General features: G+C 42.3%; 10 protein-coding genes. 4 read left to right on the plus strand and 6 right to left on the minus strand.

Annotated elements, in window-relative coordinates; translation table 11 throughout:
* Nucleotides 1-286: 286 nt before the first annotated feature.
* From metH to IM479_RS17175, 4 genes are all read right to left on the minus strand, one after another.
* Entirely contained in the window at nt 287-3850 is a 3564-nt protein-coding gene (gene metH, locus IM479_RS17160; RefSeq protein WP_287686259.1) for a methionine synthase, read from the minus strand.
* A gap of 145 nt (nt 3851-3995) precedes the next feature.
* The gene (locus IM479_RS17165; protein ID WP_287686260.1) at nt 3996-5162 is read right to left on the minus strand and encodes a SpoIID/LytB domain-containing protein; all 1167 of its coding nucleotides are present in this window, start codon (nt 5160-5162) and stop codon (nt 3996-3998) included.
* Between the two features lie 229 nt (nt 5163-5391).
* Nucleotides 5392-6012 carry a type I restriction endonuclease gene (locus tag IM479_RS17170; RefSeq protein WP_287686261.1) on the minus strand — a complete coding sequence of 207 codons (621 nt, stop codon included), beginning with the start codon at nt 6010-6012 and terminating at the stop codon, nt 5392-5394.
* 426 nt (nt 6013-6438) lie between these two features.
* Nucleotides 6439-6936, minus strand: coding sequence for a DUF29 domain-containing protein (locus tag IM479_RS17175; protein WP_002798842.1), 498 nt, complete (start codon nt 6934-6936; stop codon nt 6439-6441).
* Nucleotides 6937-7249: 313 nt separating this feature from the next.
* On the opposite strand from IM479_RS17175, the gene IM479_RS17180 reads away from it, so the two are divergent.
* The 3 genes from IM479_RS17180 (at nt 7250) to IM479_RS17190 (ending at nt 8577) form a co-directional block, all read left to right on the plus strand.
* Nucleotides 7250-7558 (plus strand): hypothetical protein, encoded by a 309-nt coding sequence (locus IM479_RS17180; RefSeq protein WP_287717928.1) that lies wholly within the window; start codon nt 7250-7252, stop codon nt 7556-7558.
* A 105-nt stretch (nt 7559-7663) separates the two neighbouring features.
* Nucleotides 7664-8107: a toll/interleukin-1 receptor domain-containing protein gene (locus IM479_RS17185; RefSeq protein ID WP_002735722.1), complete on the plus strand. Its 444-nt coding sequence runs from the start codon at nt 7664-7666 to the stop codon at nt 8105-8107.
* Between the two features lie 29 nt (nt 8108-8136).
* A complete protein-coding gene (locus IM479_RS17190) occupies nt 8137-8577 on the plus strand; it encodes a toll/interleukin-1 receptor domain-containing protein (RefSeq protein ID WP_287115928.1) in 441 nt (146 codons plus the stop codon).
* Between the two features lie 125 nt (nt 8578-8702).
* Here the strand turns inward: IM479_RS17190 and IM479_RS17195 are convergent, their stop codons facing one another.
* Both IM479_RS17195 and IM479_RS17200 read right to left on the minus strand, forming a co-directional pair.
* On the minus strand, nt 8703-8936 hold the full coding sequence (locus IM479_RS17195; protein WP_287686263.1) for a DUF2283 domain-containing protein: 234 nt from the start codon (nt 8934-8936) through the stop codon (nt 8703-8705).
* Between the two features lie 416 nt (nt 8937-9352).
* Nucleotides 9353-13018 carry a tetratricopeptide repeat protein gene (locus IM479_RS17200; RefSeq protein WP_287686264.1) on the minus strand — a complete coding sequence of 1222 codons (3666 nt, stop codon included), beginning with the start codon at nt 13016-13018 and terminating at the stop codon, nt 9353-9355.
* A gap of 83 nt (nt 13019-13101) precedes the next feature.
* On the opposite strand from IM479_RS17200, the gene IM479_RS17205 reads away from it, so the two are divergent.
* A complete protein-coding gene (locus IM479_RS17205) occupies nt 13102-14211 on the plus strand; it encodes an S-(hydroxymethyl)glutathione dehydrogenase/class III alcohol dehydrogenase (RefSeq protein ID WP_287686265.1) in 1110 nt (369 codons plus the stop codon).
* The last annotated feature ends 449 nt before the right edge of the window (nt 14212-14660 follow it).

Below are 14660 nucleotides of genomic sequence, written 5' to 3' on the forward strand. Positions count from 1 at the left end.
AAACTACAGCTTATGCTTGTAGCTAAGTGAAATCATTGATTAAGAGACCTGTGATTTTCAATAACTTTTTCAGCAGACCCTACCTAATTTTCAGGGAAAAAGTCCCTGAATTTTCCCCCCAATCACTCCAAGGGTCGGCACTTTTTGAGGGAAAAAAAGTCTAAAAACCTTGTTGGATAAGGTTTTTAGATTTATTCAGCAAACCCTAGTTATTGGTCACTGTTTACTGTTTACTGTTTACTGATCACTGATAACTGATAACTGATCACTGATAACTGATCACTGATTAGGTACTAAAGTATTTAGCGGTGGGGTGATAGGTGATAATGGCGGTGGTGGATTGTTCTGGGTACAATTGTTCGCTTTCGTCCATAGACATCCCAATGCGATCGCATCCTAACAGATCTAGTTGCTTGTATTGATCCTGAATATTGGGACAAGCGGGATAGCCGAAACTATAGCGAGAACCCTGGTAACGCTGTTGCAGTATATCGCGGATATTATCAGGATCGAACTGTGCGAAACCTAACTCGCGACGGATGCGGGTGTGGGTCCATTCGGCCATGGCTTCGGCGGCTTGGACAGCCATGCCGTGATAATAGAGGTATTCGGTATATTGGTTGGCATCAAAGAGAGATTTAGCGTATTCCGTGGCGATTTCCCCCACTGTCACCGCTTGCATCGGGAAAACGTCGATAATACCGGATTCCTGCGGGGCGAAAAAGTCAGCAATACAGAGACGACGACCGGATTTCTGGCGAGGAAACTCAAAAATGGCGATCGGTTGCAGATTTTCGGGTTTTTCGCCCGCTTGTATCGATTCGGGATCGTAAATTAAGAGGGAATTACCAGAGGATTGACAGGGAAAATAACCATAAATTAATGTGGGGTTTAGTAAATTTTCCTTGACAATTTTCTCTTTCCATGCTGTCAGAATTGGATGAACTTTTTCCTGTAAAAACTGGTCGTATTCTTGCTTTGATTGGCTTTTGGGTTTGCGGAATTGCCATTGACCGACAAATAAAGCTTGTAGGTCCAAATACCAGAAAACCTCCTCGATGGGAATTTCTGCTGCTGTTAATATTTTAGTACCCCAGAAGGGCGGTGTTGGTCGGGGAATATCAACTTCCACCGCTTCGGAACGACGGGTATCAATAACTAATTCTTGGTTGACGGTGCCATCGGTAAAAATAGTATCGGGATTAACCTCTAATTCTTCTGCGACAACCGGGGTTTTTTCTCCCTCGACAAACTCCCCTAAAAAGCCTTTACTATCATCCCATTGACCCCCAGCTTTAGCCGGCATTAATTTATCCATAAAATGCAGGTCAGAGAAGGCATCTTTACCATAGATAACCTTTCCATTGTAGGTTTTTTGACAGTCATCATGGACAAATTTGGGAGTTAAAGCTGCCCCGCCAAGGATAACGGGAATGGTGATTCCTTTTTCGTTAAAAACCTCCAGATTTTCCTTCATAAAAGCCGTCGATTTCACCAATAAACCGCTCATAGCGATACAATCGGCTTTATGTTCTTTGTAGGCTTCGATGATATTTTCTACGGGTTGTTTAATGCCCAAATTAATCACCTTATAGCCGTTATTGGTCAAGATAATATCAACTAAATTTTTACCGATATCGTGAACATCCCCTTTAACTGTTGCGATAATAAAAGTCCCTTTGGCATTATTATCCCCCTCTTTTTTCTCCATAAATGGTTCTAAAAAAGCAACGGCTGCTTTCATAGTTTGGGCAGATTGGAGAACAAAAGGTAACTGCATTTGTCCTGAACCAAATAACTCACCCACTACCTTCATCCCATCCAGGAGGAAAATATTAATAATATCTAGGGGTGGATAGTCCTGTAAAGCTTGATTCAAAGCACCTTCCAGTCCCAATCTTTCCCCATCAATAATATGCTGTTTTAAGCGTTCCTCCACGGGTAAATTAGCATTACTAGAGGGGTCTTTTTTAGTAGTTTTCCCCGCAAATAATTCGGTTAATTTGGTCAGGGGATCATAAACACATATATCGCCATCAAAACGACGATTATCATAGATTAAATCCAGACAAACTTGCTGATATTCTGGTTCAATTTTTGCCAGAGGAAGAATTTTATTAGCACTGACAATTGCCCCATCCATCCCCACCTGCATCGCTTCGTTGAGGAAGACGGAATTTAATACCTGACGCGCTGCTGGATTCAAGCCAAAGGAGATATTAGACACACCTAAAATCATGTGACATTCTGGCAATTCTTGGCGAATTCGGCCTATTGCTTCGATAGTAGCCTTGCCATTTTCTCGGTCTTCTTCGATACCGGTAGAAATCGGTAAAGCTAGAGGATCAAAAAAGATTTCGTAGGGAGGAATTCCGTATTCTATCGCCGCATAATAGGCCCGTTTAGCTATCTGGAATTTTTTCTCGGCAGTGCGTCCCATTCCTTCTTCATCAATGGTTCCAATTACTACCCCCGCACCGTATTTTTTCGCTAAATCCAAGACTTGATAAAAACGCGGTTCCCCGTCTTCGTAGTTAGTAGAGTTCAGGATACATTTACCCCCCGCTACTTTTAACCCCGCTTCCATTTTTTCCCATTCGGTGGAATCTAACATTAAAGGTAGGGTGACATTATTAACTAAACGAGAGGCTAATTGGTGCATATCGCGCACCCCATCCCGGCCCACATAATCGACGTTGAGATCCAGAATATGCGCCCCTTCTTTTACCTGCGCTTTCGCCATAGATACTAAACTATCCCAGTCTTCATCATTGAGAAGTTCCCGACATTTTTTAGAACCACTGGCGTTTAATTTTTCCCCGACAATCAGGAAAGAATTATCTTGAATATAGGGTTGGGTACTATAAATAGAAGCGGCGGAGGGTTCATAATGATAATGACGAGATTTCGGAGTTAACCCCTGACTTAGTTCCGCTAAAGCTTGAATATGGTCGGGACGAGTACCACAACAACCGCCGATAATTTGTACTCCCAAATCTTCGATAAAGTGCATTAAAGCCATTTTTAATTCTACGGGAGTGAGGCGATAGTGCGCTTGACCGCCGACATTTTCCGGTAAACCAGCATTAGGAATACAAGAAACAATAAAAGGGGAATTTTCCGAGAGATATTTAATATGGGGTTTCATCAAATCGGGACCAGTGGCGCAGTTAAGTCCCAAAATATCGATTTTATAGGGTTGTAAAATAGAGACAACGGCGTTAATTTCCGTTCCTACTAACATCGTTCCCATGGTTTCCATCGTCACTGAAACCATTAGGGGCAATCGTTGACCTTTTTTCTGAAATACTTCTTCAATAGCATTTAAAGCCGCTTTAATTTGCAGGACATCCTGACAGGTTTCTACTAATAATAAATCTGCCCCGCCATCGTACAGGCCTTCTACCTGTTCCACATAGGCATTTTTGAGAGTATCAAAGTCAATATGACCCAAAGTGGGCAGTTTTGTCCCTGGCCCCATGGAACCCGCCACAAAACGCGGTTTTTCGGGGGTAGAGTATTTATTAGCGCAAGCCTTGGCCAGTTCGGCGGCGGTTTTGTTGAGATAATAGGCTTGATCGGCTAAATCGTACTCGGCTAAAACTATCGAGGTTCCCCCGAAGGTGTCGGTTTCAATCACATCCGCACCCACCGCTAAAAAAGCTTCGTGGACTTTGGCTACGGCACTAGGTTTAGTATGGACAAGATACTCGTTACACCCTTCGTATTCTGCCCCACCAAAGTCCTCGGCCGTGAGATTTTGGCTTTGTAGGGAAGTTCCCATCGCCCCATCAAAGACGAGGACGGGATGTTTGGGTCCGTTGAGGTAGTCGAGAAAGGGGCTATTCATAGAGAGATTTACTGCTATAGCATTTTGAAAGTTTATTCTAATACAGTTACTAGAAATCTGCTATGGTCGGCATTTCAGTGATCAGTTATCAGTGATCAGTTATCAGTGATCAGATTTGAGTTTTCAGTCGAGAAAGCCTATCAATCTAATTTTGTAGAACTAGACGGGCTAAACCAACTCCGGGATAATAATTACCGAGAATTTGTTGATAATCTAGGCCTTTTTCCGCTAATTTATAAGCCCCAGTTTGACTCATACCGCGACCACCGTGGGCCCAAGCGACAATTTCATCGGTGGCAGCATAAAGAGACTCGACTACACCCCCTTTATAACTGAGAATCTGCCCAGCAGTGGCATTAACCGCTTGGTGAGTCGATTGATACTCCGAGCGAATGCCTTTATATACCTGCCAGCGTTGGCTATTGCCCAGATGAAACCAAGCATTAGCGGGGCGGATTATATGTACTAGGGCGTAGGAACGAGCGGCGATCGCCTGTGCCTTTAAAGCGTGCATTGGCGCAGTGGAGTGCATTTCACTACCCACCACACTATAGAGATAGGCCTCTAAATTAACATGATTGACCACTAACAAGCGATCGCCTTGGGCGACAAGGAGGATTTTGCCCCGATACCAACTATCATCCACATAAACTAAACCATCGGCACTGGTGGGCTGCACAAAAATCACCTCTGGCAGCGATAAATCGCCCATTTTTAAGCCATTGGCATCTGGAGTGACCGGTAAACCCTCGTTAGTGGCAATCGTTTTTAAACCGCGACCTTGGCGATCGGTGATCACCGCCGGTCCGTTAACTCCAATCAAAACACTGGCCACATCCCTTTTGATCGCCACGCGAATTTCTATGGCCGGCGGCGTATAATTAGCGGGAACCACTAAGGGTTGTCTAGTCACTGGTTTGGCCGCAGCAGCGGGGGAAGTATTAGGGGAAGTATTAGGGGAAGTTTGAACCGATGGCGCTAATTTTTTCGGTGCCAAGGGGGAAGATTGGGGAGAGGGTGCTGATTTTGGAATCGCAGAAGATTGGGGAGAGGGGGATAGTTTCGGCGATGGTGCGGTTAAGGGGGCGATCGGAGATGGGATAATAGGAGCAGGGGAGGCAGCAGTTTCTAGATTTGCCTGCGGTTGCGGGGTTTCTGGTTTTTCCTTGGCTAAATAAGTTAAGAGAATTGGCGTAAAAGTGGCGATCGACAACAAAGGAACGGCACAATGACGCAGCAGGGAAAAATAGGTACTAGCAGCAAATTTCACTTTAATCACACCATCTTTAATTTTCTTATCTAACTTTATCATTCCCCTCTCAGGCTAGGCAATTCTAGACAAAAACTATCGTATTTTTGAGCTTGTCAGGACAAATCAGGCTGAAATAGTGAAGAAAAGCCGAAAAAATCCTGATAATTTTGATTTATGCCTACTGATTTGTTCCTTTCAGAGCAAATTATACAACAGAGGGAAATAGGAGAGTAACGATTCTGCTGGAGTTATCAACAGTCGTAAAATTAGGTACTGATTATTTTCATACTCAAATTAGTTGACAGAGATGTTTAAGGATTTTGAGAACCTCGTATAAATCCCCTGGATTTCTCATGGCAAATAAACGAGAGGTTCCGTATAAAGGTTTACCGTCCCATAATAATTTAACAAATAAAAACTCGGAACCATTGGTCAACATTCCATAATTAGGACGGTTTGGATGAGGATTGACCATTAAATAAGCTAATAATTGCGGTAAACCTACTTCAACGGAATAAATTACCCGTTTTGATTCAATAATCATTACCCATAATTGCTCTTTTAGAATTAAAGTATCTAACCTTCCTTTAATTATTAAATCTTGCTCTTCTGTAATAATTTCAACGGAATCTTCTGCTTTAATGTGAAAGGGAAATAGATAAAAGTTACCAATAAATAATAATGGGTCTAAAACCGTCATCCTCACCGAAGTTTCCAAAAAGGGAGGATAATTCAATAAGTTAAAATAACCTGTTTTGATTTTATCTAACAATTCTTTTTCTTGGTCAGAGATTGCTTCTATATCTTCCTGCCATTCCCCAAAAAAATGCTCATCTTCTATAAACTCTAGTTGAAAATGATTAATTAAATCTCTGAGAGTGACTTCTTTTGCTTGTAAAAATTGAACCATATTTACCTACTTAATTAACACTTACTTTAATGGTAATTTTCTATTTTTAATTTAACCAAGCAAAATATCGGTTACTGATAGGGTTAACTGCTCTAAATCAGAGAGAACAGTTAAGGATATGGTCTTGTTTTGTTTACCTGCACATCGCTTCGGTTAGCATCGTTCAGGTTTTTATCAGCTGCTTTCGCTCTTCCTACATCATCCAGATTAGCCATCGTCTTCTCCTTAATTTAGAGTACATGAAAGGTTCACTTTGCTATGATTTATCCAAGAGATTTATTGAGATATAAGTAGTTAGGTATTAAAAACTTTATTCCCCCCTTATTTCCCAGGGAAGGGGGGTTAGGTCATTCGGGCGATTTTTCATGTTGGCAAGGTCATATTCTGGTTTCATGGTTTTATTATCGATAATGTTTACTTTCGTTTTTACCCGTAAAAGTCCTCATTTAGAATCTGTTCAGGTGTGAAAGGACAAGCGAGGGGATACTCACTTTCTTGGGGAATACGAATACCAAATTGAGCGCGTTTACCCTGTTTGATGGCGACTTTACGAGCGCTGGAATAGGCTTGTGTGATGGAGATTAAGAGATAAGATTTAAGAGAGGGAGTCTTAAGTAAATCATCTTGAACGCGCTGGCGATGCTCATCTACTGAATTATACCAACTTGCTTTCATTGTCTCAGGAGCATCATGCTGTATCTTTAATTTGAGTAAGTGAATCAACAAGACCATTAAGTTGCTCTCTAAGGCGCGTTTCTCTGACTTACCCAAATCTTTTAACTCCTCAATTAAGTTTTCTATATCCAGTTGTTCAAACTGTCGATTCTGTAATTGATGAATAGTTTGCTCAATCCACAACTGAAGATCTTGTTCGTAAAGTGTTGTGGGATTTTCTTGAATGTCCGATTGTTTTAATAAGTTCATTTGGCTTTGATTAAGTTAACGGTAGATGAATAATTTGGTCTTTATATTTATTATTATACTTGATCTTTACCAGATAGTGTGATCGCATTGGGTTCTTAATTATTGACCTCTCCCCTGAACCCTATCCTACAAGGAAAGGGGAGAGAATTTAGCGAAGAGAGCTTCGACGACAAACTAGGTTGGTTGTCAAGGCTCTAGCCCGAACAAGTTTAACCTGTTTTCTTTAGGTAGTGAGAAGCTAAATGGACATAACCCCATTGCCCAAATTGGGTAACTTATCTAGAATAAGTATATGAAGAGAGGAGGAGACGTGATGGAGTATCAGAATTTTTCGCTCATTAAAGAAGATATTCAGGCTGATGCTTGCGGACGGATTAGCCTTGGGACTCAATGTAGCAACCGTCACTATCGGATACTGATGAATACAAGCGGGGAACTTCTTTTGGTTCCCATGGTGGCGATTCTGGGGGGAGAACTATGGGCTTTTCAGAATCCTAGGGTCCGCGAGTCGCTCAAACGGGGACTCGCAGAAGCCCGCACAGGAAATTTCGCTGAAGAAACAGTCGATTTAGGCGCTATGCTTAAGTTAGCTGAATCTATTCCTGATGAAGTCGAGGAGTAAATGAGTTTCTCTAGCGACTAAAAACGCTATACTCTTAGTAAATTGTCAGCAGATTATGAATAAATCAGTTGAATTAATTTAAATATCGAGGAAGCTAGAAAGAATATGAAAGTTTTTATTAGTCATGCCTTTACTGAGGCTAAGTTAGCTAAGAGAGTTGCTGATTCTCTCAAAGAAGATGGCTTTCAAGTTTGGGATGCTGCTGAAATGTTACCCGGGGAAAACTGGGCTAATAACATAGGTAAAGCCTTACAAGAATCTGAAGCAATGATAGTCTTATTAACACCAGAATCACTGAAGCCTTTTAATGTTGTTTCTGATATTAGTTATGCAATTGGAGAAGAAAAGTATCAAGGTCGTATCATTCCTGTTATTGTCTCTTCCTCAGATAATTCAAACCTAGAACATATTCCTTGGATTCTCAAAAAATTTCCAATGATTTTCGTCCCTAATCTTGAACAAGACAATCAAGAATTGAAAGAAATTACACAGGCACTTAAAAATACGACAAGCTCCGACGGACTGACTCATGAGATACACCACTTTTAGATTTGGCTTGTCTCATCCCAAGCTATGCTTTGTCTAATTTTAACTATAGGTATGAGATGATTCCCCAAGAAGCTTTTCTTTCCCATTCTAGCAAAAATCGAGAGTTTGTCTCTCATTTGGCCAATGAATTACGCCGTCATGGAGTTCCCGTTTGGTATAGTGAAACTAATATTTTAGGCGCACAGCAATGGCATGATGAAATTGGGAAAGCTTTGAGGCGATGTGATTGGTTTATTATCGTTCTCTCTCCTGATGCGGTCGATTCTATGTGGGTAAAGCGAGAACTAATTTTTACTTTACAAGATCAGCGTTTTGAAGATAAAATTTTGCCAATTCTCTATCAACCTTGTGAATATACAAAACTTTCTTGGGTCTTACCTAGCTTCCAAATTATTAATTTTAATGATAATTTTGAAGAAGGATGCCGAGATTTGCTTCGTGTCTTTGGCTTGGGTTATATCTATATCTAGTGGTAGTTTGTAGCGTAACAAACCAATATGTGATCTGGTAATTGATCGATATGTTGATGGAGTTGTTGACGAATATTTGCAGACATAAGCTAAGTTGTTTTAATGATTTACTCAATCTGATTACACTAAACTGCCAAGCGGAGATTGGCGATGAGGGGAAGTTGGAGTTCGTTGTTTTCTTGTAGTCTTTGGGAGAAAAAAGGGATTTCTAGGTTTTCTATTTCTTCGGTTTTTGGGTTGACTCTCACGATAATATCATCTCCTAATTCTTCGGATTCTTGTTCGGTATAGGGAGCGCATTTGTTAATATAGAGAATGTCTCCAGTGGGGTCATATTTAATAATTAGGTTTGCTGCCATTCGGCTCTTCTAGGTTCTGTGTGATAAGTTTAACTTACTATATGATCGATCGATCTTTGTGTCCTTTGTGTCTTTGTGGTTCGTTCCACCCCCTCGCTAGGAGGAATGTATCTTAGAATACATTTTACCCACCAAATCCAAGAGAGCCGCCATTCGATTTGTCCTCCTGTTATAGCGCTACGCGCAAGTCAGAAATCAAAAGTACAACCTGAGAGGGTTTCGGAGATTGTAAATATCCTAACAGCCTTGGCGGTTGTCATAATTATACTAACCTCAAGCCTCAAAGGAATTACTCAACAGCTTCATCGCCGAACACTTCGAGATCCCAAGACAAACCAATATTTCCCCCGTAGGGGCGCAATGCTTGCGCCCAAACAATGATTGCGCTCAAACAATCCCTGCGCCCAAAACCCATTCTAACCCGCCAGCAAACCCCGCACCTCCTCAACCCCAACCCCCAAAATATCAGCCACAGCAACGAAAATCTCCTCATCTTGCGTTTGCTGATAAAGAGCAACAAGACGGGGCAAAGAAAAGGTTTGTACACTGTAACCATCGTTAAATTCTGCCCAAATTTGTAAGGCTTGCAGGTAATAACTTTTGGCTTGGCTCAATTCCCCAACTTCTTGCGCTACTCTTCCCAACTGGTGCAGGGTGCTGGCTTGCTCGTAGCGGGCGCCATATTCAATGAATATCTCAAGAGCTTGCCGGTAGTAGCTTCGGGCTTGCTCCCATTCCCTCAATTCTTGCGCTACGATTCCCAACTGGTGCAGGGTGCTGGCTTGGGAGTAGCGATTGCCATATTCAATGCAGATCTCAAGAGCTTGCCGGTAGTAGCTTCGGGCTTGCTCCCATTCCCTCAATTGTTGCGCTACGATTCCCAACTGGTGCAGGGTTCTGGCTTGGGAGTAGCGATCCCCATATTCAATGTAGATCTCAAGAGCTTGCTGGTAGTAGCTTCGGGCTTGCTCCCATTCCCTCAATTCTTGGGCTACTCTTCCCAACTGGTGCAGGGTTCCGGCTTGCTCGTAGCGGGCGCCATATTCAATGTAGATCTCAAGAGCTTGCCGGTAGTAGCTTCGGGCTTGCTCCCATTCCCTCAATTGTTGCGCTACGATTCCCAAATGGTGCAGGGTGCTGGCTTGCTCGTAGCGGGCGCTTTGCGTGCCTCCGGCAGCGCCATATTCAATGTAGATCTCAAGAGCTTGCCGGTAGTAGCTTCGGGCTTGCTCCCATTCCCTCAATTCTGCCGCTACGGCTCCCAAATTGTGCAGGGTGATGGCTTGCAAAGATTGCTTAGATTGACTGTAACTTTCACTAATTGGCTTGAGTAATTCGAGGCTCTTTTGGTAAATCTCTTTCGCTTTCTGATAATTTTTACTTTGTAAATATTTGCTTCCTGCCTCGACAATTATAGCAATGATTTCTAGTGCCATCTGCCCTTGTTTGGTTTCAGGGGGATAGTTTTCAAAAGTTTCGAGAACGAACTCTAGGAGCTTTAAATTAGCCTGAGTATCTTGGGTTAACTCCAGATAACTATGCAAGCAAGTAATAATACTAAGTACGCTTTCTTGCTGATTGAGGGCGATTTGCAACGCATTAAACAGATTTTCATACTCCCAGCGACAGAACAATATCCCCCACTGCTTCTCTTGCGGATTTTTGGAACCTAGTAAGTCATTATAATAATCTGCCCCTTCTCGGTAATGATTCTTAAAACCCTCCCAAATTGCTGCTTGCGTCTCTGGTGCTAATTCCTTTAATTTCGTCTTCAAAAAGTAGGGAAAAATGGGCTGGATAGTCAATAAACTTGGCATTTCTTCACTCATCGGCGAAAGCAAACCCCAATGAATCGCTTCTTCTATCGCTGCATCAAATTGGTCAAACTGATAGCCTTGTAAAGGTTCTAATTGCTGTAGTTTTTGGCTATAAATAGGAATAACACCCCTGAGAATAAACCCACTAAAAGGTGCTAAACAGAGTAACAACTTCTGCGCCTCCTCCGACAAATTACTGTGGGAATATTCCACACACTTGATGATATTATTAGTCTTATTCTCATCCCCCACATCAGCTAATTCCGCCAACTGTAACCCTTGCCAAATCTCCTCCGGTGACTGTCGCTTCAGATTCGCTAATACCACCTCCATCGCCAACGGATATCCCGCCAACAACTTCATCAAGCGTTTAAAATAATCATCCTTTTTAATCGCATTTTTCCGACTCTTCGCCTGACGTTCTAAAATTCTCTCCGCTAATTCAGTTCTCGACTCTTGGTCTAATCCTTGCAACTGATAGATATTCTCCTTAAAAGTCCTGCGTTGCAGCCAAGTTTCCTCACTGCGAGAACCCAAAATCACCTTCGTCTTTCCCCCGACCAAATTCTTGAGAAATTCGGCGATTTCTTCCCTCTCATTCTCCGGTAAAGTATTCTGAATTGCTAACGGTTGTCCCGTCACCGACTCCAGATTATCTAAAATGAGAATATACGCCTCACTGCGGAGTTTTTGTTCTAGTTTCCTCACCCGCGCTTTCAGGTTCATCGCTTGGAAACTCGCCTGTTCAAAGCGATTATAAATTCCCTGACCGATTTCATAGATAATCTGTTCTAACGTCCAAGCTTTTTTATCATAACCAAAATAGAAAATATGGGTCGCCCAGTTGGTTTTCTGCCACCATTCTCGTAGATAATTGAGTAAGGTAGTTTTTCCTGTCCCTCCCATTCCTTTGAGTAAAAGTATATTATGTTTCAGCAGCGCCTTTTCCATCTTGAGAATTTCTAAATCCCTGCCGACAAAGCCGTATTCTGGTAAAGGAAAGACATATTGATTGCCGATATGTTCCCAGTATTTTTCCTCCTCTTCTGGAGTAAATGGACGCAAATTGAGATTAATTTTACCGCGACAATAAATCACCGGTAATAACCAATCTTCTAAATCTATTATCGTATTATAATAGGCGCGGCGTTGCTTATTATTGAATAACTCTAACCGTCCTTTTCGCATCGCTTCCGTTAGGTCTTTTCCGTTCAATAATTGCTGATAAATTGGTTTCATCATCAACTTAGCTGCAGAAACCGTCACCGAATATCCCATCGCCACCACAGCTTGCATTCCCGCAGTCATCAAACGACTTCCTAAACTGGTTTCCCGATAGTCTTCTGATTCCTGGGAAATTTGCTTTGCTGACTGACAAGCATTGAGAATACAAATAGGGATATTTTTCCCGGTGAGTAAATTCGCTAATTCCGTCGCTTCTACCGGAGTCGCTTGACCTTTTTCTTCTCCTTCCAGAAACAGAAAAGCTTTTACTCCCTCATATTCTGCTAAATCCTCCAGTCCCCATCCCCTTTGATAGCGCCAAGAGTCCCCGTGAACCTGTCTTTCGTACTGTTCATATTCCATTAATCCGCCATGAACATCGAAATGAATAACATGATAGTATCCTTCTCCCTTCTCATCCAGATGTCTGGTTAGTGATTCATAAGTTCCGGGACGCAAAATATCAATTTTTACTGGTATTTCACTACTATTTACCAGTTCTACTAAAGGACGGGAAATCGTGCGATAGTTAACATCAGATTCCTCATTAGGACGCGCAATCACCACCAGGAGATTGATAGTAGGATAAGTGGCCATTTGCACCGGGACAACTGTAGCCCCTCGACGCTGGCGGGAGATGATACAATCTATAGAAAAGGGACGCGGTAAATCAGGATCTTTCAGCGATTCCCAATGTAAAGCTTGAAATTCTGGCGACTGACTTTCGATAATAATTTGCAGTTGACTTAACTGCTTTCGCAAGTCTCGATATTCCCCATAAGCATTTAAATTAGTCTGGAAAACCTGTTTAAATAGGTTTTCGCCATAGTTTTGGACACTGTTGGCGGCTTTTTGCGCTTTATCCCTGTCTAGGGTGGGAAATACTAACCATTCCTCAAAGTACCATTCTAGTTGTTTTTCTTCTTGGTTAGTAAAGGGGTCAGTAACCGTAATTGGGTAGCTGTTACCGCTATCAAAATTGAGACTAGCAGTAAAGCCACCATCGTTCATTCCTTCTTCGCGGATGGTGAGGACTAACATAGAGATAAGTTGAGAATTGTTCTATTACAACTCTTCAGCAGTTTAACGGTATTATACTGGGAAAAACCTATTGCTTTGAGCCTATGGATGTTCGAGCGGCAGTTGCCCTAGAAGCGGGAAAACCCCTAACTATTGAAACGGTACAATTAGCACCACCGCAAGCAGGGGAAGTGTTAGTAGAAATCAAAGCCACGGGAGTTTGTCACACCGATGCCTATACTCTCTCTGGGGCCGATCCTGAAGGCTTATTTCCCTCAATTTTAGGCCATGAAGGGGCCGGAATCGTGGTAGAAGTAGGAAAAGGTGTCACTAGCCTGAAAGTGGGCGATCCTGTGATTCCCCTATACATTCCCGAATGTCGTCAGTGCGAATACTGTCTCAGCTTTAAAACCAATCTCTGTCAAGCGATTCGTCTTACCCAAGGTCGGGGAGTAATGCCGGATGGAACCAGTCGTTTTTCCCTCGATGGTCAGCCTCTTTATCACTACATGGGAACCTCGACTTTTGCTAACTATACCGTGCTGCCGGAGATTTCCCTGGCCAAGATTCGCCCCGATGCTCCCTTTGAAAAAGTCTGTTATATCGGCTGCGGAGTCACTACAGGTATCGGTGCGGTGATTAATACCGCTAAAGTGGAACCGGGGGCAAAAGTGGTGGTTTTTGGTCTGGGAGGCATCGGTTTAAACGTTATTCAAGGGGCCCGTTTGGTGGGAGCCGATATGATTGTCGGGGTCGATATTAATCCCCAGAAACAAGCTTTAGCGGCAAAATTCGGGATGACTCATTTTGTTAATCCCCAAGAAATTGAGGGGGATTTAGTGGCCTATCTGGTGGATTTAACTAAAGGTGGGGCCGATTATAGTTTTGAGTGTATCGGCAATGTCCAGATTATGCGTCAAGCTTTGGAATGTTGCCATAAAGGTTGGGGTGTTGCCACTATTATCGGTGTAGCCGCGGCAGGCCAAGAAATTAGTACCCGTCCTTTTCAATTAGTCACCGGACGCGTCTGGAAAGGTACGGCTTTTGGTGGAGCGAGAGGCCGTACAGATGTACCAAAAATAGTCGATTGGTACATGGACGGCAAGATTAACATCGATGATTTAATCACCCATGTTCTGCCTCTGGCAAGAATTAACGAGGCTTTTGACCTGATGCGACAAGGGGATTCTATCCGCAGTGTGATTACATTTTGAGCAGGGATAATGTTACATATAGTTAAGAAACACTTGACAAACTCTTAACTATATATGTGTGCCAGTTTCTTGGCTCTCTTTAACTTACTATAGAAGCGATCAATCTTTGTGTCCTCTGTGTCTGGTGTGGTTCCTTCCACTCCTTTGTATTTACTCCGATTTTGTTAAGATATATTGCGGATACCCTGAACTTTAGTAAAGAGAGGAGCTAAATCACCTAGTATTGCGTCCTTTTCAGTGAACAGTGATCAGTAAACAGTGATCAGTAAACAGTGATCAGTAACCAGTGAAAAGACATTAGGAAAGTGCTATTTGAAACCGCTCACTTAATACTGCACACTTAAAAACTCAAATCTCATAACTGATCACTGATAACTGATAACTGATAACTGATAACTGATAACTGATAACTGATAACTGATAACTGATAACTGATAACTGATAACTGA

The sequence above is a fragment of the Microcystis sp. M165S2 genome, from assembly GCF_020245885.1.
Classification (GTDB): domain Bacteria; phylum Cyanobacteriota; class Cyanobacteriia; order Cyanobacteriales; family Microcystaceae; genus Microcystis.